General features: G+C 50.1%; 18 protein-coding genes. 9 read left to right on the forward strand and 9 right to left on the reverse strand.

Annotated elements, in window-relative coordinates:
• The first annotated feature begins 119 nt into the window (after positions 1 to 119).
• Genes ribF through RDN79_RS08135 form a run of 3 tightly spaced genes read left to right on the forward strand, consistent with a single transcriptional unit; the run spans position 120 to position 3,416 of the window.
• Positions 120 to 1,046, forward strand: a complete 927-nt coding sequence (gene ribF, locus RDN79_RS08125) for a riboflavin biosynthesis protein RibF (RefSeq protein WP_298553094.1) — start codon at positions 120 to 122, stop codon at positions 1,044 to 1,046.
• 8 nt (positions 1,047 to 1,054) lie between these two features.
• A complete protein-coding gene (locus tag RDN79_RS08130; protein ID WP_298553096.1) occupies positions 1,055 to 2,116 on the forward strand; it encodes a M20 family metallo-hydrolase in 1,062 nt (353 codons plus the stop codon).
• A 10-nt stretch (positions 2,117 to 2,126) separates the two neighbouring features.
• Positions 2,127 to 3,416: a lipopolysaccharide biosynthesis protein gene (locus RDN79_RS08135; RefSeq protein ID WP_298553098.1), complete on the forward strand. Its 1,290-nt coding sequence runs from the start codon at positions 2,127 to 2,129 to the stop codon at positions 3,414 to 3,416.
• Positions 3,417 to 3,453: 37 nt separating this feature from the next.
• On the opposite strand, the gene RDN79_RS08140 is transcribed toward RDN79_RS08135, so the two are convergent.
• From RDN79_RS08140 to RDN79_RS08160, 5 genes are all read right to left on the reverse strand, one after another.
• Complete coding sequence (locus tag RDN79_RS08140) at positions 3,454 to 4,785, reverse strand: murein hydrolase activator EnvC (RefSeq protein WP_298553100.1); 1,332 nt, start codon at positions 4,783 to 4,785, stop codon at positions 3,454 to 3,456.
• Between the two features lies 1 nt (position 4,786).
• Positions 4,787 to 5,626, reverse strand: a complete 840-nt coding sequence (locus RDN79_RS08145; protein ID WP_298553102.1) for a DUF4292 domain-containing protein — start codon at positions 5,624 to 5,626, stop codon at positions 4,787 to 4,789.
• Positions 5,619 to 7,394, reverse strand: coding sequence for a tetratricopeptide repeat protein (locus tag RDN79_RS08150; RefSeq protein ID WP_374044498.1), 1,776 nt, complete (start codon positions 7,392 to 7,394; stop codon positions 5,619 to 5,621). Before RDN79_RS08150 ends, RDN79_RS08145 begins: the two co-directional genes overlap by 8 nt.
• A gap of 30 nt (positions 7,395 to 7,424) precedes the next feature.
• Positions 7,425 to 7,856 carry a dUTP diphosphatase gene (dut, locus tag RDN79_RS08155; RefSeq protein ID WP_298553106.1) on the reverse strand — a complete coding sequence of 144 codons (432 nt, stop codon included), beginning with the start codon at positions 7,854 to 7,856 and terminating at the stop codon, positions 7,425 to 7,427.
• A gap of 503 nt (positions 7,857 to 8,359) precedes the next feature.
• The gene (locus RDN79_RS08160) at positions 8,360 to 10,861 is read right to left on the reverse strand and encodes a sugar-binding domain-containing protein (RefSeq protein WP_298553108.1); all 2,502 of its coding nucleotides are present in this window, start codon (positions 10,859 to 10,861) and stop codon (positions 8,360 to 8,362) included.
• Between the two features lie 157 nt (positions 10,862 to 11,018).
• On the opposite strand from RDN79_RS08160, the gene RDN79_RS08165 reads away from it, so the two are divergent.
• The 3 genes from RDN79_RS08165 to RDN79_RS08175 all read left to right on the forward strand — a co-directional run bounded on the left by RDN79_RS08165 (position 11,019) and on the right by RDN79_RS08175 (position 13,359).
• Positions 11,019 to 12,569, forward strand: a complete 1,551-nt coding sequence (locus tag RDN79_RS08165) for a PglZ domain-containing protein (RefSeq protein ID WP_298553111.1) — start codon at positions 11,019 to 11,021, stop codon at positions 12,567 to 12,569.
• A gap of 153 nt (positions 12,570 to 12,722) precedes the next feature.
• Positions 12,723 to 13,142: a tRNA (adenosine(37)-N6)-threonylcarbamoyltransferase complex ATPase subunit type 1 TsaE gene (tsaE, locus tag RDN79_RS08170; protein WP_298553113.1), complete on the forward strand. Its 420-nt coding sequence runs from the start codon at positions 12,723 to 12,725 to the stop codon at positions 13,140 to 13,142.
• 1 nt (position 13,143) lies between these two features.
• Entirely contained in the window at positions 13,144 to 13,359 is a 216-nt protein-coding gene (locus RDN79_RS08175; protein WP_298553115.1) for an immunity 17 family protein, read from the forward strand.
• Between the two features lie 97 nt (positions 13,360 to 13,456).
• Here the strand turns inward: RDN79_RS08175 and rnr are convergent, their stop codons facing one another.
• Positions 13,457 to 15,637, reverse strand: coding sequence for a ribonuclease R (gene rnr / locus RDN79_RS08180; RefSeq protein WP_298553117.1), 2,181 nt, complete (start codon positions 15,635 to 15,637; stop codon positions 13,457 to 13,459).
• Between the two features lie 82 nt (positions 15,638 to 15,719).
• Positions 15,720 to 16,625, reverse strand: coding sequence for an SMP-30/gluconolactonase/LRE family protein (locus tag RDN79_RS08185; protein WP_298553119.1), 906 nt, complete (start codon positions 16,623 to 16,625; stop codon positions 15,720 to 15,722).
• Between the two features lie 195 nt (positions 16,626 to 16,820).
• Between RDN79_RS08185 and RDN79_RS08190 the strand changes: the two genes are divergently transcribed.
• Both RDN79_RS08190 and RDN79_RS08195 read left to right on the forward strand, forming a co-directional pair.
• Entirely contained in the window at positions 16,821 to 18,260 is a 1,440-nt protein-coding gene (locus RDN79_RS08190) for a tagaturonate reductase (protein ID WP_298553120.1), read from the forward strand.
• Positions 18,260 to 19,747 (forward strand): UxaA family hydrolase, encoded by a 1,488-nt coding sequence (locus tag RDN79_RS08195; RefSeq protein WP_298553121.1) that lies wholly within the window; start codon positions 18,260 to 18,262, stop codon positions 19,745 to 19,747. The genes RDN79_RS08190 and RDN79_RS08195 overlap by 1 nt, the downstream gene beginning before the upstream one ends.
• Before the next feature lie 198 nt (positions 19,748 to 19,945).
• Here RDN79_RS08195 and RDN79_RS08200 read toward each other — a convergent pair whose 3' ends face one another.
• Complete coding sequence (locus RDN79_RS08200) at positions 19,946 to 21,634, reverse strand: Na/Pi cotransporter family protein (RefSeq protein WP_298553123.1); 1,689 nt, start codon at positions 21,632 to 21,634, stop codon at positions 19,946 to 19,948.
• A gap of 82 nt (positions 21,635 to 21,716) precedes the next feature.
• Here RDN79_RS08200 and RDN79_RS08205 point away from each other — a divergent pair, with 82 nt between their 5' ends.
• Positions 21,717 to 23,384, forward strand: a complete 1,668-nt coding sequence (locus tag RDN79_RS08205) for a nucleoside kinase (protein ID WP_298553124.1) — start codon at positions 21,717 to 21,719, stop codon at positions 23,382 to 23,384.
• A 177-nt stretch (positions 23,385 to 23,561) separates the two neighbouring features.
• Here the strand turns inward: RDN79_RS08205 and RDN79_RS08210 are convergent, their stop codons facing one another.
• Positions 23,562 to 25,724, reverse strand: coding sequence for an ATP-binding protein (locus RDN79_RS08210; protein ID WP_298553125.1), 2,163 nt, complete (start codon positions 25,722 to 25,724; stop codon positions 23,562 to 23,564).
• Between the last annotated feature and the right edge of the window lie 270 nt (positions 25,725 to 25,994).

A 25,994-nucleotide genomic window follows, 5' to 3' on the forward strand; every position in this document is an offset into this window, starting at 1 on the left:
AATACAAATGTTTTTCGTTCAAATCACTTTCCAAATGTACGATTTATTTCCGTATTATTATTACTCGCAGTTTTTATGTACTTTTGTAGGTATAATTATAAGTACCTAAGACTGAAAAGATGATTGTTGTAAGAGACACGGAGACATTGAAAGGGAAAAGGCTGGTAGCCACTATCGGCTTTTTCGACGGAGTTCATCTGGGACATCGTTTTCTGATTCACGAACTGAAGCAGGTGGCCGAAGCCGCCGGTTTGCCTTCCGCCGTCATCACGTTTCCCGAACATCCCCGCGCAGTCCTGCACGCCGACTATCAGCCGAAGTTGCTCAATTCGTTCGAAGAAAAGTTGAAACAGCTGGCTTCCACCGGGATCGACTATTGTATCGTGCTGGACTTCACCCTCGAACTATCCCGCCTGACGGCAAAAGAGTTTATCACTACCGTATTGGCAGACCGGTTGCATGTGGACACGTTGCTGATCGGCTACGACCACCGTTTCGGGCATAACCGCGAAGATGGTTTCGAGCAGTATGTAACCTATGGCGAGACTTGCGGCATCCGGGTTATCAAGGCTTCGCAATACAGCGAAGGCGAGGCGGCCGTCAGTTCGTCCGAAATACGGAAACTCCTTGCGGAATGCCGTGTGGAGGAGGCGACTCATCTGCTGACTTATCCTTACGGGCTGAAGGGAAGCATCGTCAGCGGTTATAAGGTCGGCCGGAAATTAGGTTTCCCGACCGCCAATATCCAAGTGGACGAACCTTACAAGATTATTCCGGGCATCGGCGTATATGCCGTTCGGGTGTACCTGAACGGACAGCGTTACAAGGGAATGCTGTACATCGGCAACCGCCCGACCCTGGACAACGGGGACAACATCACGCTGGAAGTAAACATCCTCAACTTCTCAGGCGACATCTACAATAACGAAATAACAGTCACGTTCATACAACACGTACGAGGCGACATCAAATTCAACACCCTCGACCAGCTGATCGACCAACTGAAAAAAGACAGGGAGACGGTGGATAGAATATTAACGGAATAAAACATATCATGTACTACGACGCAATAGACCTATTAAAAGGGATGATTTCACGTCCTTCTTTCAGCAGGGAAGAGGGAGAAACGGCTGATTTTCTCAAGCAAAGCTGGGAAAAGGCCGGGTATAAGGTAAACCGCAAAGGGAATAATCTGTGGCTGATCGCCCCCGGTTTCGATTTGGACAAGCCGACCCTGCTGCTCAACTCCCATATCGACACAGTCAAGCCGGCTTCGGGCTGGACGAAAGACCCGTTCAATCCGGAGGAGACGGAAGACGAACGTCTGTACGGCCTCGGCAGCAACGATGCCGGCGCGAGCGTAGTCTCTCTTTACGAGGCATTCAGGGCGTTGTCAGGGAAGGAACAACCCTACAACCTGATCTTCCTTGCTTCATGCGAAGAAGAAGTCTCCGGCAAGAACGGGCTGGAAAGCGTCCTTGCCGACCTTCCCCCCATCGCATTCGCCGTTGTCGGCGAACCGACCGGCATGCAACCTGCCGTAGCCGAAAAGGGGCTGATGGTACTGGACTGCGTCAGCACCGGCAAAGCCGGACACGCCGCCCGGAACGAGGGGATCAATGCGATCACGCTTGCCATGAAAGACATCGAGTGGTTCAACACCTATCAGTTCCCGGAAAAAAGCGATTTCCTCGGACCGGTAAAGATGAGCGTCACGATTATCCATGCCGGGACACAGCACAATGTCGTTCCGGACCGCTGCGAATTCACCGTCGATATCCGGACAAACGAATTCTATCCCAACGAAAAACTGTTCGAACTGGTCAAGCCGCAGGTCGGCTGCGAAATAAAGGCCCGCAGCTTCCGCCTCAACTCCACCCGTACGGATCTGCAACATCCGTTCGTACGCCGTGCCGTCATGATGGGGAAAGTACCCTTCGGTTCGCCTACTTTGAGCGACCAGGCCCTCATGCACTTCCCTTCCGTGAAGATCGGACCGGGAAACTCCGCCCGTTCCCATGCCGCCGACGAATATATCGGCCTGATGGAGATACGGGAAGCGATCGACACGTATATCAAGCTGCTCGACCAATTGACGATTGAAAGTTGGAAATGAGCAAGTTAATATGAGGGACCTCTTCACAACCATCGGTACACGCTATCTGATTGCCATCCTGAACCTGGTGCTGATCTTTATCAATGCCAAGGTATTGGGAGTCGAAGGAGTCGGGTTGGTCGGACTGATCCTGGCGGCAGTAGGAATTGCAACCATGTTCTGCGGAATATTGGCGGGAAATACAATTGTCTATTTCATGAACCGCTATTCCATGAAAGCCGTGTTTTTGCCTTCCTACTGCTGGACACCGGTCGGAGCGGGCATCGCTTGCGGCTGCATGGCTATCCTCGGACTGCTTCCCGAAGGGTATGCCTTTGACATTTATATTCTTTCCATCCTGACTTCCCTCGTTGCCGCGAACTCCCGTTTCCTGTTGGGAAAGAATCTGATCTTCGGGTTCAACCTCACCTTTGTCCTGCAAGGGGGATTATTGTTCTTTGTATTGCTGTTCCTCTATTACGGACTGAAAATACAGAATGTGACCGCCTATCTGTGGGGAATGTATCTCACAAACGGCATTGCGTTCCTTGTCAGCCTGTTCCTGCTCCTGCCGTTTCTGAACAGAAAAGAGGCAGATCCCCGGAAAGGACGTTCCCGATACGCTCTTTTGCAGGAGATGTTCACCTACGGGCTTTGGGGAAGTGCGGACAATATCGCCGAAATCCTGACCACCCGCCTCAACTATTTCCTGATCAAACGGTTTGCCGGGTTAGGAAGCGTCGGGCTATTGGATGCGGGAACCAAGATTTCCGAAAGTGTCTGGCATATCAACCGCAGCATCGGCTTTATCGCGTACAGCCGCGTTGCCCGGACACATGATCCCGGCGAGCAGAAGCAGACCACGCTCCGGTTCTTCAAACTAACCTTTTGTGCCGTCACGCTTGCGACCGGCTGTATTCTTCTGATACCGGAATGGGTGTACACGGATTATCTGTTCAGTGCCGAGTTTGCAGGGATGCGCAACGTCATAACGGGTCTGTCAACCGGGATCATTGCATTGGCCTGTAACAGCATATTAAGCCAATATTTTATCGGGAGCGGGAAAATACGCTACAGCGCGGGCAGTTCCTTTACCGGTTTGATAAGCCTGCTTGTTTCGGGCTATCTGCTAATTCCCTCTTACGGAGTGGTCGGATCGGCCATCAGCACCAGTATAGCCTTCTGCATCATGCTGGCATTCTCCATGATTATCTTTTGTCGGAAAACGGGAACCCGGCCAAAGGACTTCCTGATCAATAAAGAGGATGTGAGGTTCGCACTCCGGAAACTCCGGTTGACGCATGACGGGAGCCAACCCTGACGCAACACCGGTGTCCGTCCTGACGCCCCCCCCTGCGTCAATCCAGCCACGGCGCCGGATTCAGTTTCGTCTTTTCTTTCCAAAGCTGGAAATGAAGGATCGTGGCATTGCCGTCCTCGGTATCGGTAAAGATCTTTCCGATCGCCTGGCGGGTACTCACCTTATCGCCTGCCTTCACATAGACCTGGCTCAGGTTACTATAGACCGTCAGATAGTTACCGTGGCGGACAATGACCGAGTTGTTATATCCCGGAACAACGAACACGCGCGTCACCTCGCCATTGAACACGGCGCGGGCATCCGTACCCGGAGCGGTCTGGATGTCGATGCCGCTGTTATTCGTACGGACATACTTCAGCTCCTGGTGCTGCTGTTCGCCAAAGGTCGCGACAATCGTATGGCGACCGGACACAGGATAAGGCAAACGGCCCTTATTGCCTGCGAAATCATCGGACAGGCGCTTCTCGGCCTTTGTCATGGCATACCCGCCTTTGGTGTCGGCGACACGTTCCTCGCGGACCGGCTCCGTCTCCGGTTTTGTTTCGGGGACTTTCTTTCCTGAGGCAGCCGCCTTTTCACGTGCCACACGGTTCTTTTCAGCGCGAGCCGCACGCTCGCGGGCGGCTTTGGCCTCGGCTTCGGCACGGGCGATTTCTTCGGCTATCTGCTTTTCGATCCGGCGGTTCAAGGCATCAGCCTGCTGCTTTTTCTTTTTCAGGTCGGCCTGCAACTGCTTCTGTTTCTTGTTCAACTGCTGCACCTCCTCTTTCCGGCTCGATTCCTCGGTCTGGAGCTTGCGGCTTTCATCCTCGCGCACACCCAATAAGGCGTTCTTCTCGTCACGCGTCTTTTCCAGTTCTTTCTGCTTGCCGGCAATCTCTTTCTGCTTATCGATAATTTCGGATGCCTGCTTCTTCTGCCAGTCGGCATACTCGCGAAGGTAACGCATACGGCGAAGGGACTGGGCAAAATTGTCGGCGGAAAGGATAAACAACAACTTATCCTGCGAACTGCGGCGTTTGTATATGCTTTGAACCGATTTCCCGTAATTCTGCCGCTTATTCCCCAACTCTCTTTCCAATTGGGAAATGTCCCGGCGGGAAGCGGCGATCTGCTTGTCTATTTCCCCGATCTCCTGGTTCAGGAGGCTGATGACCTGTTGACGGGAAAGGATCTGTTTGGAGAGCAGGTTCAGCCGGTTCAGCGAGTTACGCGCCGTCTGCCGCGTCTCGTCCAATAGCTGGCTGGTCATCTCGATCTCGGCAAGTGCGGCTTTACGCTGATTTTCAAGTTCGCGTACTCTTGCCGAGTTCTGTGCGGAAACAGGACCGATCGACAGCACGAATATGACGAACCAGAAGTATCTCATCTTACATTTTATTACTACTCAACGATTTGATGATCTGAGCCAATGTGATACGTTTATATTTGGCAGGAATGGAAAACTCCATTTTCACCGGGACATCCGTCTGCATACGGGAGAAATGCAACGTGATCCCCCCTTGCGAAGCGCCATCCTTCATCACCTGCACATCCATCTTCATCGGGAAGGGCTGTCCGTCCGCCAGGCGAAAATCGGCATAGTCCCATTGCAGGGCGTAGCGGTCCGAAGGTTCGGCGATACAGGTTGAGAGAATCTTCTCCTCCCCGTCCGCCATAAAGGTGTACAGCAGCCCCATCACATCCTTCACCTGTATTTCGGCCACGGGGCCGTCCTGCTTCAACTTAAAACGGTTGTACTGCTTCGGGCTGATCCCTTGCTGTCCGGGAAGGAACAGACGGTTGGTGAAAAGCGCCTGCAGATTATAGAAATTGAACTCGATCGGCGTCTGCCCTTTCAGGTTGGCGTAATTGTCAGCCACATAGCGCTTATTCATGCGGTCGATCACCTTTACGCTGTCCACACTGATCTCGGCGCGGAAAACCTCGATGCCTAAAAAAGGTTGCACGGACAACTGGAAAGCACTGTCTTTTACCATCTTCAGGTCCACACGCGAACTCATATTGTTGCCCGGCAGATTCAAGTCCACGTTCAAGCGTGCAGTCAGGGTTTCATACTTGAACGCCTGCTCCTGCATAAGCGCAAAGAACTCGTTATGCGCTTTCGCTCCGCCCGCTTCGACCGTACCGACCTTCTTGGTCGATTTACAGCCCGTGAACGACAGGGCGATAAAAAAGGCCAGCGCAAAGGCAAGGCTTATCTTATTCATTCTTGACCTCCTCTTCTATATAGGTTCCCTCTGCGATCTTGCGATCCAGCACATCGCTTTCTTTTCCCATCTCCTTCGCTTTCTTCCACTGTTCAAGCGCCTTTTCCTTATCGCCGCTCATGAAGAGGATATCGCCGTAATGATCCACCAACTCGGAGCTTTCGGTCGTATCCTTGGCAAGCGCACTCTCTATGTATATCTTGGCAAGCGTATAGTTTCCCTGCACAAAGAATATCCAGGCATACGTATCGAGGTAAGTCGAATTGTCCGGTTCCAGTTTGACTGCCAACGCGCTCATCCGCTCCGCCTTTTTCAGGTCTTTCTTTTCCAGTGAAAGGAAATAGGCGTAATTATTGAGGACAACCACATTCTTGTCGTTGTATTTCAGCGCTTCGTCATACGCCTTGTAGGCTTCCGGCATATTCTTGACCTGATAGTAGATATCGCCTATCTGCCCGTAGAAATCGGATTTCAACCCTACGTTCGTCTCCGGGATAATCGCCAGGCCCGCCTTGTAGGTATCCAGTGCCTCCTGGTACTTTTCTTGCTGGAAATAAGCGATCCCAAGATAGAAGTAATACTCCGGCGCATCGGGGAAAAGCTCCTGGCAACGGGTACAGATACGGATCACTTCGGGAATGTCTTCCGACTTCAACGCCAGGTTCAGGAGTTGTTGCCAGGCAGCCGCATCCGAAGGTTCCATCTCGGTAATCAGCTGGAACTGGAAACGCGCCTCGTCCGTCTTTCCCTGCGTAATCAGCAGGCTGCCGTACATCTGTTTCAGATCGATATCTTCCGGATGCTGTTCCAGCAATGTCTGGAAAAGGGCATTCGCGCTCTCGGTCCCCTTCTTCGTCTGCTGCAGTTTGAGAATATAGCGGGACAGGATACCGACTTTCGTATCGACATCCAGTTTCTCATTCACCAATGCATTGCGTATCTGTGTCTCGGCGGCGTCCTTATTGCCGACGGCTTCATAATAGTTCGCCATGGAGACAATGTAATAGGGACTTCCCGGATCGATTTCGTGTGCTTTCTGATAATATTTCAATGCCTTGACCGTATCGTTCTTTTCCAGGTGGAGATCCCCCAGAATGATCTGGTAGCGGGATTCCATCGGGAACTTGGCGGCAAGCTTTTCCACCTCTTTGAAGGCGTTACCGGTCTGCTCCAGCGCGTTATACAACTTATACTTCTGCATCGAAAGCGCTTCGCTCATGCCGATGGACGATTCGAGGGCGTCATAGGCATCGATCGCCTTCCCGATTTCACCTTCCTGCGTAAGCGCATCCGCCAGGTAATAGTTCAATTCCGGTTTTCCGGGATATTCTTTCACCAGCTTCTCATACTCTTCCGCCGCCTCGCCGAACATGCCGAGGTTGCGGCTCATTGTCGCCAACGCCAGTCGGTAGGTAAAATTATCGGAACTGTAAGCCACCGCACGCCGCAACATCTCCAGCGACTTCTCCGGACGGTTCAGCTGGGCATAAAACGAAGAAAGCTCGTATAAGACGGCCGAGGCAGTCGAGTCGATCGCCAGACAATGGTTAAAGGCATCATAAGCGGCATCGAATTTTCCGGCAGTCTTCAGGTTCAGCCCTTCGTAGAAGAAGTAATCGAATTTCCGCTGATCTCCGGCGCTCACTTTATTCGGCTTCGGCGTTGTTCCTACCTTCGCATCCTGATCCTGCGCCCTCAACGATTGCGAACTCCCGACCAGGAATAACAGAAAAGATATCGAGATCAGAGACTTTAGCATCCCTCCCATATTTTTTAATTCTTAATTCTTAATTTTTAATTATTTCCCCGTGTGACCGAAGCCGCCGGCTCCCCGTTCGGTGTCGTCCAGCCCTTCCACCGGTTGCCAAACGACCTGGCTGTGAGTCGTGATCACCATCTGGCAAATACGCTCCCCGTCGTTGACGGTAAACGGTTCGGATGAGAGATTTATCAGGATTATGCCGATCTCGCCGCGATAGTCGGCATCGATAGTGCCCGGCGTGTTCAACAATGTGATGCCATGTTTCAATGCCAGGCCGCTACGGGGACGCATCTGTGCCTCATAGCCTTCCGGCAGCGCGATATATAGTCCGGTCGGAATCAGTTTCCGTTCAAGGGGTTTCAACACTACCGGTTCCGTCAGATTTGCACGAATGTCCATTCCCGCCGACAGCGGAGTCGCGTATCCGGGCAGCGGATGGTGTGACTTATTGATGATCTTTACTTCCATAAACTCTTTATTTCCGGGCAAATTTACATAAATATCCCTGATTACCATCTCCCGGAAGTTCCATTATTCTTTAAATTATACTAAGTACACCTATATGCGTCTGCACCGGAGTACTTTGGTCCCCTTAAGGCGCTTTTTCCACAAAACAAGCAGGAAAAGTACGGGAAACAAGCGGAAATGCTCACAAACATCCCCATCTTGCAACTTTCAACATCCGGGTGTAGGGGACGGCTACACCCGGATGTTTCCGCTCCGGACACCCGGGTGTACGGAAGCAATACATACCGACCGATTGATTAGCACATACTTATATTGCAAAACTTCGACTATGACTTTCAGGAAACCGGTGATACATAAGTGATACATAAGTGATAGATAAGTGATAGACAAATACGGCATCTATCACTCCTATGCACTATGATTATCAAAACCCGCATGGTAAAGTGTGATAGAGTGACAGAGGATTCCGCAATAACAGGATATGTAGCCAATCCCTGTTCCTCTTATTCCCCTACCTTTATTTCCACGATTGCATCCGGCAGGCCTTCCGCCGTAGCTTTCAACCGGATGGCGCCAGCCTTGCCCGTGTTTTGTACGACCGCCATTGCTTTTCCGTAGAAAGCGTGGCGTTCCGGTTTCTTGAGGCTGACGGGATCATTCTGATCTCCGTTATCTGTCCCGGCGATAAAGCCGTCCCCCTCGACCGTAAAGCGAAGCAGGTTGTCGGCATACGGCACCAAGTTTCCGTCTTTGTCCTGTATTTCCACGGTCACGAATGAAAGATCCGTGCCATCGGCGTGCAAGGCGGAACGATCGGGGATCAGCATGATCCGGGCTGGTTCGCCGGCCGTACGGATTTCACGTGCAAGCACTTCCTTGCCGTCCCTGCGGGAAACGGCTTTCAACGTACCCGGCGTAAAAGGAACCCGCCAGCAGACATGGAAAGCATCGTCCGGCTTGCTCTTGACACCCAGGCTCTCGCCGTTCAGGAAAAGCTCCACTTCGTCCGCCTGGTTATAGTAGGCCCAGACATCGACAGTCTCTCCCTTTTCCCAGTTCCAGTGCGGGAAAAGATGAAGGACCGGCGTGTCGGTCCATTCGCTCTGGTACATATAATAGACATCTTTCGGAATACCTGCCAAGTCGACAATACCGAAGAAACTGCTACGGCTCGGCCACCAGTAAGGTGTCGGTTCGCCCAGATAGTCGAAGCCCGTCCAGATAAACATACCTGAAACATAAGGCAACCGTTTGACTTCCCGCCAAGTCACCTCGTGGGTCGAACCCCAAGGCACATGGCAGTTGTCATAAGCCGAGCAAAGATGTTCGGGGCGGTCGAAACGATCCCGCCAGGTGTTCGGCCAGACATACATCGAATCGGAGGGCATCTGGTAGTAGCCGCGTGTCATCAGGGCGGAAGTAGACTCGCTTACGATTAACGTCTTGCCCGGAAAGTTCTGCGGGAACGGCTCGTAATTCTTTTCGTGATAGTTGAACCCCAATACATCCAACGCATTCGAACGGAAGATCAGGTTACCCGGCGTCGCTTCGTTGTTGGCAGCAGTGACAGGGCGTGTCTTGTCCAGGCGCTTGACGATCGCCGCCAGCGAATGGGCGATCAATCCTTGTACGCTCATGGCGGTATCGGACAAGATCTTGTCATCCACCGGATGGCCTGCATTGAGGATCAGGTTGGCGGCTTCGAGGCTGAGGGTGTCGGCATCGGCATGTTGCCATTGCTCCAGCACTTCGTTTCCGATGCTCCACATAAAGACGGACGGATGGTTACGGTCGCGCAGGATCTGGTCTGTCAAGTCCTTTTCATGCCATTCGTCAAAATACTGGGCATAGTCGTACGGCGATTTCCGTTTCCGCCACATGTCGAAAGCCTCGTCCTGCACCAGCAATCCGATCCGGTCGCAGATGTCGAGCAATTCGGGTGCCGGGGGGTTATGGCTGGTGCGGACGGCATTGGCGCCCATGTCTTTCATCATTTGCAGCTGGCGTTCGAGCGCCCTCGGATTGACCGCGCTTCCGAGGCATCCCAGGTCATGATGCAGGCAGACGCCCAATATTTTGGTCGGTTCTCCGTTCAGGGAGAATCCCGTATGCTCGTCCCAATCGAACTTGCGTATGCCGAATGTGGTTCGATAGCGGTCCGTCAGTTTATTGCCGACTTTCACCTCGGTTACGGCGGTGTACAGATAAGGATTCCGGACGCTCCATAGTTCCGGATAGAACATTTCTATCGTGTGTGTAACGATTTTCTTTCCTCCTGCGGCTATCTCGGCCGGGGAGGATATCCGGTAGAGGGTCTTTCCTTCCTTGTCTTGTATCAGGGTAGAAACTTCCACGGTCACATCGGATGCCTCGTTTTTCAAAGTCGTTTCAATCTCGACCGTACTCTTGTCCGCATTCATGACCGGAGTAGTGATGTTCGTCCCCCAATTGTCCACATGGACTTGTCCGGTTTTCACCAACCACACATTCCGGTAAATGCCGGAACCCGAATACCAGCGGGAGTTAGGCTGGTCGCTGTTATCGGCCCGGACAACCAAGACATTCTCCTCCTTGCCATAATTCAGATAGGGTGTCAGGTCATAACGGAACGAGACATACCCGTTGGGGCGGAAACCTAACAAATGCCCGTTCAGCCAGACTTTACTGTTCCGGTAAACGCCGTCGAAATCGACATAGATGACCTTCCCCTTGTCGCTTTCCGGCAGTTTGAAGTGTTTCCGGTACCATCCCGTTCCGCCGGGCAACGCACCGCCTCCGGGAGTCGCCGGGTTATCGAGGGAGAAATCCGCCTCGATGCTCCAGTCGTGAGGCAGGTTCAGGACTCGCCAATCGCTGTCATCCGCACCGGGTGCGGAAGCATTGGTTTGTGGTTCAGTCAGGGCAAAGCGCCATTCCTTGTTGAAAGAGATTCTTTCACGACCTTTTTCCTGTGCGGCACATGCGGCAAGGAACAGGCAGATCAGGGCAAATACGGATAGTCTCATACGTGTACAGTTAACTCGTTTATATTATACAAAGGTAATACAAAAGAGACTAAAAAATGAGGGAAGAACATACAAATTAAAGGGGTATATCGTTATAATATCATACATTTGTAGGGATGAACCCGTTTGTTCATCTTCAAAAAAGAAAGACAAGACTATGACAGCAAAGAAAGACAGAGTGCTTTGGGCAGACGATGAGATAGATTTGTTAAAGCCCCACATCCTTTTCCTGCAGGACAAGGGATATGAAGTGATTCCGGTTATCAGCGGGCAAGACGCCATCGAATGCTGCAAGGAAGAGTCGTTCGACATTATTTTCCTGGACGAGAATATGCCGGGGCTGACCGGATTGGAAACATTGGCGCAGATCAAGGCGATCAATCCCGATGTCCCTGTCGTCATGGTTACCAAGAGCGAGGAAGAAAGCATCATGAACCAGGCTATCGGTAACAAGATCGCCGATTACCTGATCAAACCGGTCAATCCGAACCAACTGCTCTTGTCTATCAAGAAGAATGTCCATAAGAATGTAATCATATCCGAGACGACGACTGTCGGCTATCAGCAGGAGTTCGGGCGTATCGGCATGCAGATCAACGACTCGCTGACGACCGACGACTGGATGGAGGTGTACAAGAAGCTCGTCTATTGGGAGATCGAACTGGAAAACAGCCAGGTACCGATGACCGACATGCTTCGCATGCAGAAACAGGAGGCAAACAGTGCATTCGGCAAATTTGTCAAAAAGAAGTATGTGGACTGGATTCAGAATCCCGATATCCGCCCGTTGATGAGTCCGGATTTGTTTAAAAAGAAAGTATTCCCGATGCTCGACAACGGAGATAAAGTCTTTTTCATCCTGATCGACAATTTCCGTCTTGACCAGTGGCGCGAAGTAAAAGATCTGCTTGCCGAATACTATACGTTCGACGAGAGCCTGTACTACAGCATCCTTCCGACCGCCACACAGTATGCCCGCAACTCGATCTTCTCCGGACTGATGCCTTTGCAGATCGAAAAGATGTTTCCGGAACTTTGGGTGGACGAGGACAGCGAGGAAGGGAAAAACCTGAACGAAGCGCCGCTTATCCAGACGCAGATCGAGCGGTTCCGCAAGAAATATACCTTCTCCTACCATAAGGTACATGATTCGCAGTATAACGACAAATTGCTGAATATCGTCCCTTCCCTGCTCCATAACCAGTTGAATGTGGTGGTACTGAACTTTGTCGACATGCTGTCCCATGCCCGTACCGAAAACAAGATGATCCGCGAACTGGCCCAGAGCGAAGCGGCTTATCGCAGCCTGACACGCTCCTGGTTCCAACATTCGGGCACGCTGGAACTTTTCAAGCGTATCGCCGGAAAAGGGTATAAAGTGATCGTCACGACCGACCACGGTACGATCCGCGTCGATAACCCGCAGAAGGTAATAGGCGATAAGAATACAAATACCAACCTGCGCTACAAGGTTGGCAAGAACTTGAATTATAACCCGAAGGATGTTTTTGACATCCGTTTTCCCGACAAAGCGGGGTTACCTTCCCCGAACCTGAGCAGCAAATATATCTTTGCGATGAACAACGATTTCTTTGCTTATCCGAACAACTACAATTATTATGTCTCTTATTATAAGAACACATTCCAACACGGCGGTATCTCGATGGAGGAAATGCTGGTTCCTTTCATCACGATGACAGTAAAATAATCGGCAACTGCAAAATAATTGGCAATTGGCAATCGACAATTGACAATTGTTTTAACTTTGCAACCATAAACACCAATTGCCGGTTGCCAGTTACCGATTCTCTTTCTTTCTGAATGGTCTATTGTCAATTGCCAATTGTCAATTATTAAAGTTATGCGTACAATTAAAATCGAAAGTTTAGATACGATCCGTCAAGCAGCCAAAGAGTTTATTGCCGAAATGGACGACCGTACCGTTTTCGCTTTCCGGGGCGATATGGGAGCCGGGAAGACCACTTTTATCAAGGCTATCTGCGAAGAGTTAGGCGTAGAGGATGTCATCAACAGCCCAACGTTCGCCATTATCAACGAATATCGCAGCAGCGAAACCGGTGAACTGATCTATCATTTTGACTTCTACCGCATCAACAAACTAAGTGAAGCGGAAGATATAGGCACGGAAGACTATTTCTATAGCGGTGCTCTCTGCTTTATCGAATGGCCGGAAAAGATCGAAGAATTATTGCCGGGTGACGTTGTGGAAGTCGCCATTACAGAGAACCCGGACGGTTCCCGCACCGTAGAAGTGAAGTAAGATGGAACCTACCGAATATTTTATCCTGATACTCTTTATCGCATTAGGGGCATTCTCGATTATCGCTGCGATCCTGAATCTCGACTGGTATTTCCAGACCAGCGGAGCCATGACATTCGTCAAGTGGCTGGGACGCAAAGGCGCCCGTATCTTTTATGCTCTTTTAGGATTGGGATTGATAGCCTGTGGAATGGCAGGACTTATCTTCTGGAATTGACAATGAGCAAGGCAATGAACAATTGACAATTGACAATTTAAGATGTAACGAACCGGCCAAGGCCCGGACCAATTGTCAATTATCAATTGTCATTTGTTCAGACCAATGCAAAGTCCAGTTGTTTCTTTTCCAGGTTAGCTTGTGCCACTCTCACCGTGATGGCATCTCCTAATCGGTAAATACGCTTTGTCTTACGTCCGAGCAGGCAATAGTTCTTGTCGTCAAACTCGTAAAAGTCGTCATCGAGGTCGCGAATCGGAACAAGCCCTTCGCATTTGTTTCCATTCAGTTCCACGTACAATCCCCATTCGGCGACACCAGACACGGTTCCGTCGAATACCTGCCCCAACTTATCCTTCATAAATTCGACCTGCTTGTACTTGATAGAAGCGCGTTCAGCACTTGAAGCCAACACTTCCATATCGGAACAATGTTTACAATAATCCTCATATTTGCTCTTTATCACACTGCGACCGCCTGACAGATAGCGTTCCAGCAAACGGTGCACCATCATATCCGGATAACGGCGGATGGGAGAAGTGAAGTGTGTGTAATAGTCCATTGCCAACCCATAGTGGCCGACATTATCCGTCGTATAACGGGCTCTCTGCATGGAACGGATGGCCAGCGTCTCCACCAGATTCTCTTCCGGTTTACCTTGTACGCTATCCAGCAGCTTGTTAATCCCTTTTGAGATATCCGTTTTCGTCCCTTCCGTACGCATCTTATAACCGAAGCGGCTGATGAATGCGGAAAAGTCTTTTAGTTTCTCAGCATCCGGCTGTTCATGGATACGATAGACGAACGTTTTTTTTGTCTTATTCTTGCTCAATCCGACGAACTCGGCGACCGTACGGTTTGCCAATAACATGAATTCTTCGATCAGTTTATTGGCTTCCTTCGATTCTTTGATATAAGTTCCTAACGGTTTACCGGTCTCGTCTATGTCGAATTTGACTTCGTAACGGTCGAAAGCGATTGCCCCGTCTTTGAAACGCCGGTCGCGCAGTTTTTGCGCCAGGCCGTTAAGCGCTTGGATTTCTTCTTTATATTCACCTTCTCCCGTCTCGATGACAGCCTGAGCTTCTTCATAAGTGAAGCGGCGGTCGCTCTTGATAATGGTACGGGTGATATGGGATTGTCGGACTTCGGCATTCTTACTCAGCTCGAAAATCACGGAAAAACAAAGTTTTTCTTCATCCGGCCGGAGCGAACAGATCTGATTGCACAAACGTTCCGGCAGCATCGGGATGGTGCGATCCACAAGATAAATAGATGTCGCACGACTGAAAGCCTCCCGGTCTATCAGGCTTTCCGGTCTGACGTAATAGGTCACGTCGGCGATATGGACGCCTATTTCCCAATTGCCATTTTCCAGCTTACGGGCGGAAAGGGCATCATCGAAGTCCTTAGCGTCTTTCGGGTCGATCGTAAAAGTCGTGATGTTACGGAAATCCTCACGTTTGGCAATTTCTTCCTCAGAGATAGTTTCCGATATCCTTTCCGCAGCCTTTTCAACGTTGGCCGGATAGCTATACGGGAGGTCGAACTCAGCCAGGATAGCGTTCATCTCCGCATTGTTGTCACCGGCAGCACCCAAGATATCGACCACCTCACCCAGCGGGTTCTTGGCTTCTTCCGGCCATTCGGTGATACGGACGATTGCTTTGTCGCCGGTCTTGCCTCCTTTCAGCTTGTCTTTCGGAATAAAGATGTCGTTTGCGAGCGTCTTGTCTTCCGTAATAAGAAACGCAAAGCCTCTGGTCACCTGTAGCTTTCCGGTGATCGAGCGTCGCTGGCTCTCTAATATCTCGATAACCTCGCCTTCCGGATCAGCTCCTTTTCTCTTGGCATGAAGCTGTATTTTTACCTTATCGCCGTTAAGCGCATGTGCGGAGTTTCGCTCAGCCACGAAAATAGGCGTCCCCCCATCTTCGGGAATAAAAGAGTTCTTGCCATTCTGACGGCGCATAAAGGTCCCGACAGCAGTCGTTCCCCAATCGTTATAACGGTAGCGACCCCGATCTATCTCGGATATGAAGTTATCGGAAGAAAGATCGTACAGGATATCCACCACCTGCAATTTCTGCACCTGATTGGTTACTCCTATCAGACTGCTGATCTGTCGATAGTTAAAAGGTTCTTTGGGAGAAGACTTGAAAACGTTGATGATGGCATTGATCATAGTCTCTTTTTTCATCCGTTTGTTTTCACCTTTGGAGCTGCTTTTCTTCTTCCCCGGTTTATTACTTTTCTTTTCAGATTTATTCTTAGTCATATTTCTTTTTCAATGTTTTACAAAGTAAACAATAAATTTCGAGAAGCTGTTTACATTTGTGATAAATAATCTTCGGGAGATTTCATTCCCCGAAACAGTTGGCCCTTACACCTTTAACCCCCGGTTTGCAACAAAATACACTGCCGCTTAACGGGTATTCCCGAAGTTGCTCTTCGGACAATCCTGCACGAGCCGTTGTAATATAAAGCGTATCCATTTTTTTACCTCCGAAAGCGCAGGAAGCGACATTAGGCGCCGGCACCTCTACTTTTGCCAGCAACTCTCCTGTGTAAGGATTGTAGCAATAGACACCATAACCGCCCCATTGGGCAACCCAGAGGTGGTCGTCGCTGTCGATTGCCATACCATCGGGCGCTCCCGTTCCATCGGGCAAAGTAACGGCTATACCGTCGAACAGGATCTCTCCGTTGTCGGCATCGTAGCGGTAGCGGGCTACTTTGCCGGTCGGCGTATCGTTGTAGTACATGAACTTCTTATTGGACGACCAGACGATCCCGTTTGAGATCGTGACCTTTTCCAGTTTTTCAGTGACGGTTCCGGCAGGCGAAACAGCATATAAGGTCCCGGCATCTTTAGGCGCACCGAACCCCATCGTCCCGATCCATAGACGTCCGGCAGGATCGCATTTACCGTCGTTGCAGCGCACTTTTCCGTTTTCGTCCGGTATCGGAGCGATAGAAGTGGTATGTCCGTCATGCAGGTTTACCCGTACGATTTCATTTTGCAGGGCTATGATAACCGTACTGTCCGTTTCGGGAACCACCGTCGATACCATACGATCGAATTTCCAGGAACTGCATTCTTTTGTATCGGGATGATATTCGTATAATGTTTGCCCTTCAATATCCACCCAGAATAAGGTGTGACGTTCGGGATGCCAGATAGAACCTTCTCCGGTAGTCGCTTCAGCCTGATAAGCCAACTCTGCCGGAATCATTTCGACCTTAGGTGAGCAGGATGTCGTCATAATTAAAATAGATAGTAAAACAGATGTGTTAATAAGAAAATGTTTCATGGTATAAATAAAGCCTGTTCTTGCCAGTTATGGATAAGTTTTATGCAAACATACTAAATAAATCCGAGATTTCCTTTAAATTAGAGCCCGAATTTATATAATCGGCTCTGATTGCCATTAATGAACAGATTTTAAATTAAGATTAAAATGAAAGAGTTGAATGAAAAAACTGCCGGCAAAATGCTGTATCCGGAACGGATCATCCAGTTCGGCGAAGGCAATTTCCTCCGTGCATTCGTGGATTGGATTATCCAGAAAATGAACGAGAAAGTAGATTTTAACAGCAGTGTCGTGGTAGTCCAGCCCATCGACCGGGGGATGGTCGGCATGTTGAACGCACAAGATGGCTTGTACCATGTCAATCTTCAGGGGTTGGACAAAGGCGAAAAGGTCGACAGCCTTACCCGGATCGATGTGATAAGCCGTGCGTTGAATCCTTATGCGGACTTTTCCGCTTTTATGCAACTGGCGGAACAGCCGGAGATGCGTTTCGTCATTTCAAACACGACGGAAGCAGGAATCGCCTTCGATCCGTCATGCAAGTTGGAGGACGCGCCTGCCTCTTCCTATCCGGGCAAGCTGACACAATTGCTTTATCACCGCTACAAGACATTTAACGGAGACAAAGACAAGGGCTTGATTATCTTTCCATGCGAATTGATCTTCCTGAACGGGCATAAGCTGAAAGAAACCATTTACCAGTATATCGATTTATGGCAATTAGGAGAAGATTTCAAAGCCTGGTTTACGGACTGTTGCGGTGTATATGCGACGCTGGTCGACCGTATTGTTCCGGGATTCCCGCGTAAAGAGATCGATTCGATCAAAGAGAAACTGCAATATAACGACAATCTGGTCGTGCAGGCGGAGATATTCCATTTATGGGTAATCGAAGCGCCCGAATCGGTTGCCCACGAGTTCCCGGCAGACAAGGCAGGCTTGAATGTGCTGTTTGTTCCGAGCGAGGAGCCTTACCACCAGCGGAAGGTGACCCTTTTGAACGGCCCTCATACGGTTTTGGCTCCCGTTTCCTGGCTTTCCGGGGTGAATATCGTGCGGGATGCCTGCCAACACGATATTTTGGGAAAATATATCCGCAAGGTGATGTTCGGGGAACTGCTGGAAACATTGGATCTGCCGAAAGAAGAACTGGTGCAGTTCGGCAATGACGTCATGGAGCGTTTTAATAACCCGTTCGTCGACCATTCGGTCGTTTCCATCATGCTGAACTCCTTCCCTAAATATGAAACACGCGACCTGCCGGGTTTGAAAACCTATCTGGAACGGAAAGGCGAGTTGCCCCAAGGACTGGTGTTAGGCTTGGCAGCCATTATTACCTATTATAAGGGATATGTCCGTACCGACGGGACAAGATCCGAGCCGAATGATTCCGCCGAAATCCTTCAACTGCTACAGGACCTTTGGGCTACCGGCTCGACCGGACAGGTCGCCGAAGGCGTATTGGCAGCGACTTCCATTTGGGGGGAAGACCTGAACCGCATTCCGGGATTGACCGGTATGGTAAAAGGGTTCCTGGATGCCATTGAAGAAAAAGGAATGCTTAATGTCGTTAAAGAAATTTGCTGATGCGGACTTATATACAGATAAATCCGGCAGACAATGTCGTTGTCGCCGTAAAGGATTTACAGGCCGGTACAACTTTGGACATCAACGGTCAAACGATCGTCGTCCTGCAGGATATCCCTGCAGGACACAAAGTAGCCTTACAGGACTTTAAGGAGAAAGACCTTATCGTTAAATATGGTGCTCCGATCGGACATGCCCGCGAGACGATCACTGCCGGAAGTTGGGTGAACGAAAAGAATATCAAGACCAATCTGGAAGGGTTACGGGAGTATGAATTCAATCCGCAGCCCATTCCGGAACAGCCATCCGGAAAACCGCTTTCCTTTAAAGGATATCGCCGCAAAAACGGAGAAGTGGGAATCCGGAATGAGATATGGGTCATCCCGAGCGTCGGTTGCGTCAACGGCATCACCCACCGGCTGGCAGACAAATTGCGTGAGGAGACGCAAGGCGCCGGAGTCGATGCGATCGTCGCATTCCCTCATAACTATGGCTGTTCCCAACTGGGAGACGATCATGAAAACACCCGGAAGATTTTGCGGGACATGGTCCTGCATCCGAATGCCGGCGCCGTTCTCGTTGTCGGATTAGGCTGTGAAAACAATCAGGCCGGCGCTTTCCGGGAAATGCTTGGCGATTACGATACGGAACGCATCCGCTTTATGGAAACGCAGAAGGTGGACGATGAACTGGAAACGGGAATGGAACTGTTGCGGGAACTCTATGCGATTGCTTCGCACGACCAGCGGACGGATATTCCTTTAAGTGAATTGCGTGTAGGACTGAAATGCGGAGGATCGGACGGCTTTTCCGGCATTACGGCCAATCCGTTGCTGGGTGTCTTTTCCGACTTTCTGGTAGCACAAGGAGGAACGACTGTCCTGACGGAAGTTCCGGAGATGTTCGGAGCCGAGACGATTCTGATGAACCGGAGCGAATCGAAAGCCGTCTTCGAGAAGACCGTTCATCTGATTAACGACTTCAAATCCTATTTTATAGAGAACAAACAGCCGATTTACGAGAATCCTTCTCCGGGTAATAAGGCGGGAGGCATTTCCACCCTGGAAGAAAAATCACTGGGTTGTACGCAAAAAGCCGGAACTTCTGCTGTCCGGGATGTCATGCTTTACGGTGAACGGCTAAAGACAAAGGGACTGAATTTGTTGAGCGCTCCCGGAAACGACCTCGTGGCCAGTACGGCACTTGCCGGTTCCGGTTGCCATCTGGTTTTGTTTACGACCGGCAGAGGAACTCCGTTCGGAACATTTGTTCCGACGGTCAAAGTTTCGACCAACAGCAATCTATATGCCCGCAAGCCGAACTGGATCGACTTCAATGCCGGCTCCCTTTTGGAGGGCAAAAGCATGGAGGAACTTTGTGAATGCTTTATCCGGTTTATCATCGGTATCGCAAGCGGCAGCCCGACTAACAACGAAAAAAACGGCTACAGGGAGATCGCAATCTTCAAATCCGGCGTGACGCTGTGATTCACTCAAGTCCAATATAAAAGAACAGCTCGGTGTTGGCAGGTGTGAAACTAAATGTCCCACTAAAGAACCAGGTTCGCGGATGACGCGGATGAAACGGATGAAAGCGGATTTTAATTATTTTATCCGTTAAGATCCGCCCGATCCGCGTCATCCGCGAACCTGGTTCTTTAATGTTTCAAATATTCTTATATCTCCTTATATCTTCTTCTCGATAACCGCCTGTACCACATTCAGCACGTAGTCGCCCAACTTTTCGGCTTCGCCAATGATATCCATGTAGTAGACACCGTCCTGATACTGGTATTTCTTGTTGTTGATGTCTTCCACATTGTGGATCTTCAACTGGTTGCGGTAATTGTTTATTTCGTTTTCGATGTTGTAAGACGGGTTGACATCGTCGCGCACAAGCTCCGACTTCTTCAGAATCTCGATCATGCGATGCAAGGCTTTCTCCGTAAGTGCCAGCATCTGGTCCACATTATGGTTCTGCTCGTCTGTGAATGTCGATTTGAACTCGTTGCGGCGTTTGATGCTTCGCGCCATGTTATTGCAAGAGTCTGCTATACTCTCGATTTCCGATACGGCACGCAGCATGATGCGGATTTCTTCCTTACCTTCCGAACTCAAGCGGCCTTCAGCCACGCAGGTCAGATAGTTGGCGATCTCTATCTCCATCCGGTCGCTAATGCTTTCGTATTTCTCGACACGGCTATAGGTTTTCAGGAAAGCATCCTCGTTCTTCTCGTAGAACAGCTCTTTCACCATATCCAGCATACGGCCGGTACGCTCGGCAAACAACGTGATCTCCTTATGTGCCTGCAAGATCGAAAGTTCGGCGGTCGACAGCATACCACCCGTAATATAGCGCAGGCGGTACTCTTCGTCTTCCTCCTTCTTGCCTTTGATAAGGAACCGGACTGTTTTCTCGATCAGCCCGACAAACCAGATCATGATAAACGTATTGCTGATATTGAAAGCCGTATGGAAAGCCGCCAGCTTGAAAGAGACTGCCACCGACGGATCGGAAATGCGCATCACGTTCGTGACGAACCAGGAAACGGCATTGGTGAACGGATAAAACAGAATCAGTACCCAGATCACGCCGAATATATTAAAGACAAGATGCGCCAGCGCCGCCCGCCTGGCTTGCGTGTTACCGGTCAAAGCCGCCAGGTTGGCCGTGATCGTCGTTCCTATGTTCTCGCCCAATACGAGCGCCACACCCAATTGATAGTCGATCCACCCGTTGGCACACATAATCAACGTGATAGCCATCGTCGCAGCGGAAGCCTGCACGATCATGGTCAGGATAGCCCCGATAAACAGGAAGAGGATGATAGAGAAGAAGCCCATATCGGCATAATTCTGCACGAAGGCAAGCATCTCCGGATTGGCTCCGAGATCCGGAGCATTGGCTTTCAGGGCTTGAAGTCCCATAAAGAGGAAAGAGAAACCGAATATGAATTCTCCGATCGATTTACGTGAACTTTTCCCGGAAAACAAAAGCGGAATACCGAACGCGAGTAGAGGAAGGGCGAAAGCCGCAATATCGACCTTGAATCCGAGAGCCGAGATCAACCAGGCGGTAACGGTCGTACCGATATTGGCTCCCATTATGACTCCGATGGATTGGGTAAGGGTGAGCAGGCCGGCGTTTACGAAACTGACCACCATGACTGTAGTGGCGGACGATGATTGGATCAGGGCGGTGATCAAGACCCCCGTAAGAACACCGGTAACCCTGTTGGTCGTCATGGCCGTCAGAATCCTGCGCAGACTGTCCCCCGCAAACTTCTGCAGACCTTCGCTCATGATCTTCATACCATACAGGAACAACCCCAAGGAACCTATAAGGCGTAGAAAATCAAAAAATGAATAGTCCATTTAAAATACGTTTAAGTGGATGTATATCCGATTAATATTCCTAACTTTAGGGGACAAAAGTATAAATAATAACTGAGATACCATGTCTGAAACTATTACAATTTATTGCAAAAATAACAATACTTATAGAGAAGTGCCGATGGGTTCTTCGCTGTTGGACATCTATTCGCTGGTCGGCGCACCGCTCCGGTTACGCCCGATGAATGCGCAGGTAAATAATAAAACAGAAGGGCTGACCTTCCGTTGCTGGCATCCGAAAGACATTGAATATGTCGATTATTCCGGGCTTTCGGGAATGCGGACATACGTCCGTTCCCTTTGCCATATCTTCTCGAAAGCGGTGAACGACGTGCTCCCTTCGGCAACCCTGAACCTGGAGCATCCCATCTCGAAAGGCTACTATTGCGTCATCCACAACGGCAAAGACATAGACGAGGAGACGATCGGCAAAATCAAGAAGCGGATGCGTGAAATCATCGACGCCGACCTTCCTTTTCATTTGAAGACGGTCCGCACGGTCGATGCCGCCGTCCTGTTCCGCGAAAGAGGCATGAACGACAAGGCCCGCCTGATCGAAAGCGCCGGTATGCCTTATACGTCCTATTACGAACTGGACGGCTACATCAATTACTTCTATGGTTGCCTGACCCCTTCCACCGGCTATATCCGGCATTTCGACCTCGTTCCCTATTTCGACGGCGTGTTGCTGCGCGTGCCTCAAAGGGCGAATCCGGCGGAATTGGAACCGGTCATCCGCCAGGACAAAATGTTTCAGGTTTATAAGGAACACCTGACCCTGCAACGCACGGTCGGATTGGACAACGTCGGAGACCTGAACCGGGCGATAGAGAAAGGCATGGCATCCGAAGTCATTATGGTCTCCGAAGCCATGCAGGAAAAGCAGGTTGCCAAGATCGCGGAAGAGATTGCCGCCCGCTACGACAACGGCATCCGCATGGTGCTGATTTCCGGACCGTCTTCTTCGGGTAAAACGACTTTCTGCAAACGGCTGGAAGTCCAGCTGATTACAAACCTGATCCATCCGGTCGGACTTTCACTGGACGATTACTTCCTGAACCGTGAAGATACGCCGAAGGACGAATCCGGCGAATATGACTTCGAGTCGCTGTATGCGCTCGACCTGCCTTATTTCAACAGTGAATTGCAGAAACTCCTCTCAGGCGAAGAGATCGATGTGCCGAGCTTTGACTTCGAAACAGGCCGCCGCGTTTTCAAAGGAAAGAGACTGAAGATGCACAAAAACTCCGTCCTGGTGATAGAAGGCATCCACGCCTTGAACCCCGAACTGACCTCCATGATCGAGGATCGCTACAAATACCGGATCTACGTGTCCGTGCTGACTTCCATCTCGCTTGACAATCATAACTGGATTCCGACGACCGACAACCGCCTTTTGCGCCGCATCATCCGCGATTACCGCTTCCGCGGATATTCCGCCCGCGATACGATCGCCCGTTGGCCCAGTGTGCGCCGGGGCGAGGACAAATGGATATTCCCGTACCAGGAGAACGCGGATGCGATGTTCAACAGCGCCATGTTGTATGAGCTGGCCGCCCTGCGCAAGGAAGCCGAACCGATTCTGGGCGAAGTGCGCGAATGCGATCCGGAGAATGCCGAGGCGTACCGTCTGCTCCGTTTCCTCCGCTACTTCAATTATATCCCCGACGTCGGGCTTCCGGGTACTTCCCTGTTGCGCGAGTTCCTCGGAGGCGGAAGTTTCCGGTACTGATCTATTCCTCACATATACGGTTTATATCAGAAAGGGCGTAGACTACGAAACAATCGTTTGTTTTTCACAGGCATTCTCGATTCGGTGAGAAAAGATTCTCATGCAAGTGAGAAATCTTTCTCACCCGTATGAGAAAAGTTTCTCATAGGCATGGGAAAGGTTTTCCATAGGCAGAGGCTATCCGTTGTAAGGAAGCGTGAACCAGAACCGTGCGCCTTCTCCCGGCTTCGAATCGACGCCGATTGTCCCGTTGAGGGCTTCGATGATGGTTTTGCAGATTGTCAGGCCTAAGCCCGTTCCCTGCTTGAACGAGTTGACTTTCACGAAACGGTCGAAGATCGTCAGTTGATGCTGGAGCGGGATTCCGATGCCCGTATCGATTACTTCGATCAGCACATGCCCTTCCACGATGCGGTAAGAAATCCTTATGCTTCCCTCCTCCGTAAACTTGGCAGCGTTCGAGATCAGGTTCGAGATCACCTGCGTGACCCGCTTCGGATCGGTATGGACGAGGATGTCCGGCAGGGCGTCGAAGTCGCAGATCAGGGAAACACCTTCGGGCATTTTCAACGCGTGCACCTGATACTGTTCATGGAAGATCTCCTTCAGGCTGGCGTCGGCAAGCGAGTAATCTAAGATACCCGCTTCTATTTTGGAAAAGTCCAGGATATCGGTAATCAGGCGCAGGAGCAGGTCGCTGTTCTTATTGATTATTTTGACAAACTCTTCTTTTTCTTCCTTATCTTCAGTCTCGGCGAGAATATTGGAAAATCCGATAATGGCGTTGAGCGGTGTCCGGATCTCGTGGCTCATATTGGCAAGGAAGGCGGATTTCAGCTTGTCCGCCTCGCGTACCTTCTGTATCTCCAGTTCCGACTGCCGGGTTTCGTATTCCGCATGATGCAGTTTCTCTTCCAACAGCTTTTCTTCGGTGATGTTGGTGACATGGCAGATCATTTTGTTCTGCCGCTTGCTCCCTTTCGTCTTATAAGCCTGCGCGTTGATACGGATCCAGATCGTTTCGTTTTCGATGGCGGTACGGCATTCGAAGCTGCAATGATCCTGCTTCCCTTCTATCACCTGGAAAAGCTGGTTGACATTATCGGCCGAACGGACAATCCGCTGTACGCCTTCGAGCGTCATATACTTATTACTTCTCAAGTAGTTGAAAAGCTTGTTATCTTCCGGCGTTTCGTTCAGAAGCGGATTGACAAACAATTCTTTCTTTTCGATATCATATTCGACAATAAGGGAATGGCCGGACAAGAGAACGGCCTTGAGGATCGCCAGATTATTTTGCGTCTGCTCCTCTTTGGCCTGATTTTCCGTCTCGTCGGAGATGATCAGCAAATAGCCGATATGGCCGAACTCCCGGTCGTTCAACCCGATTCCTTTCACCATCAGGTATTTGGTCTGGTCGGAAATATCGGAACGATAGTAACGGGAATCCCGGATGCGATTGAAATCGTATGCAAGCGGGAAACTGAATGCCTTCTTTCTTTTGATCTGATTAAGGATTTTCTCAGGGACGGCCGGATTCTCGAACAGGTTGACTCCTAACAACTGTTCACGGGAGCTGCCGAAGATTTTAGTGTCGGCGTCGTTTATATCGATCAGGCTCCCTTCCGCATCGTATAGTTCCACCCCGATCGGCAGATTATTGAAAAACTGCTGAAACTTCGTGCTCAGCTTGGAGATGCGTTTTCTCGACTCTTCCAGGTTGTTATTGGTTTGCCAACGCTCGATTATGATAGAGAAAATACCGGCAATGATGTGCATGTCCTCCACTTCCGAAGCTGTCCAGAAACGGCTCGTCCGGATCGAATCGAAACCGATGAAGCCTTGTACTTTATTATGGAAGGTAAGCGGGATGATCAGCATGGACTTCAGTTGCTGTTCGGTCAACAGGATTTTGTCGATATCCGCTTCGGCGGGCAGGCCGGCAATATCTCCCAGCACGATATCGTGTCCGGCTTTGACGGTGTCGATAATCCACGGGATCGTGTCGTACGTCAACTTATTCCGGTCATCTTTAGGGATCTTTGTCCATTCACTCAACACTTCACAGGTAAAATTGGCCGTCAGTCCGTCTTCCTCAAAGATGGCAACGTAGCCCCAATCGGCAACGAAATAGTCCAGTAACAAGTTCATTGCTTTTTCGATAGGCTTGTTCTCTTCGTTGAAAAGGATCACCAGGACTTCAGAAATAATACGTTTGATAGTTGGCGTTTCCGAGGATATACAAACCTCGGCATTGTCAGATTCATTATCTCTGGCTTCCAGTAATCGTATTAATTCTTCCCGGGGCAACCGATCGTATGGCGATGTTTTAAGAGTCATATCAGATTCTTTATCTGATCGCAAAAATAGAAAATAGTTTTGATTTTGAGTTGTTTTTGGAAATAATAATATTCGGGATCCGGGCGTAAGGCATCAAGACGGAGGCTTGTTCCCACAACATCCCTTATCGGTTTTAACAAACAGGTGTATTCCATGATATGCCGTATTGAACCATACCATAGCGGTTCGATGCTTCCTTTTAGAACTATTATATCTTGTATGTCGAGGTCATTCGGTGTAAAAAGTTATATTTGCATGTTCTAACATTGG

It is taken from the genome of uncultured Parabacteroides sp. (assembly GCF_902493135.1).
Classification (GTDB): domain Bacteria; phylum Bacteroidota; class Bacteroidia; order Bacteroidales; family Tannerellaceae; genus Parabacteroides.

Bases quoted from the DNA above. Each gene is read 5' to 3' on its own strand.
- ribF (WP_298553094.1), top strand. From the start codon at position 120: ATGATTGTTGTAAGAGACACGGAGACATTGAAAGGGAAAAGGCTGGTA.
- RDN79_RS08130 (WP_298553096.1), top strand. From the start codon at position 1,055: ATGTACTACGACGCAATAGACCTATTAAAAGGGATGATTTCACGTCCT.
- RDN79_RS08135 (WP_298553098.1), top strand. From the start codon at position 2,127: ATGAGGGACCTCTTCACAACCATCGGTACACGCTATCTGATTGCCATC.
- RDN79_RS08140 (WP_298553100.1), bottom strand. From the start codon at position 4,785: ATGAGATACTTCTGGTTCGTCATATTCGTGCTGTCGATCGGTCCTGTT.
- RDN79_RS08145 (WP_298553102.1), bottom strand. From the start codon at position 5,626: ATGAATAAGATAAGCCTTGCCTTTGCGCTGGCCTTTTTTATCGCCCTG.
- RDN79_RS08150 (WP_374044498.1), bottom strand. From the start codon at position 7,394: ATGGGAGGGATGCTAAAGTCTCTGATCTCGATATCTTTTCTGTTATTC.
- dut (WP_298553106.1), bottom strand. From the start codon at position 7,856: ATGGAAGTAAAGATCATCAATAAGTCACACCATCCGCTGCCCGGATAC.
- RDN79_RS08160 (WP_298553108.1), bottom strand. From the start codon at position 10,861: ATGAGACTATCCGTATTTGCCCTGATCTGCCTGTTCCTTGCCGCATGT.
- RDN79_RS08165 (WP_298553111.1), top strand. From the start codon at position 11,019: ATGACAGCAAAGAAAGACAGAGTGCTTTGGGCAGACGATGAGATAGAT.
- tsaE (WP_298553113.1), top strand. From the start codon at position 12,723: ATGCGTACAATTAAAATCGAAAGTTTAGATACGATCCGTCAAGCAGCC.
- RDN79_RS08175 (WP_298553115.1), top strand. From the start codon at position 13,144: ATGGAACCTACCGAATATTTTATCCTGATACTCTTTATCGCATTAGGG.
- rnr (WP_298553117.1), bottom strand. From the start codon at position 15,637: ATGACTAAGAATAAATCTGAAAAGAAAAGTAATAAACCGGGGAAGAAG.
- RDN79_RS08185 (WP_298553119.1), bottom strand. From the start codon at position 16,625: ATGACGACATCCTGCTCACCTAAGGTCGAAATGATTCCGGCAGAGTTG.
- RDN79_RS08190 (WP_298553120.1), top strand. From the start codon at position 16,821: ATGAAAGAGTTGAATGAAAAAACTGCCGGCAAAATGCTGTATCCGGAA.
- RDN79_RS08195 (WP_298553121.1), top strand. From the start codon at position 18,260: ATGCGGACTTATATACAGATAAATCCGGCAGACAATGTCGTTGTCGCC.
- RDN79_RS08200 (WP_298553123.1), bottom strand. From the start codon at position 21,634: ATGGACTATTCATTTTTTGATTTTCTACGCCTTATAGGTTCCTTGGGG.
- RDN79_RS08205 (WP_298553124.1), top strand. From the start codon at position 21,717: ATGTCTGAAACTATTACAATTTATTGCAAAAATAACAATACTTATAGA.
- RDN79_RS08210 (WP_298553125.1), bottom strand. From the start codon at position 25,724: ATGACTCTTAAAACATCGCCATACGATCGGTTGCCCCGGGAAGAATTA.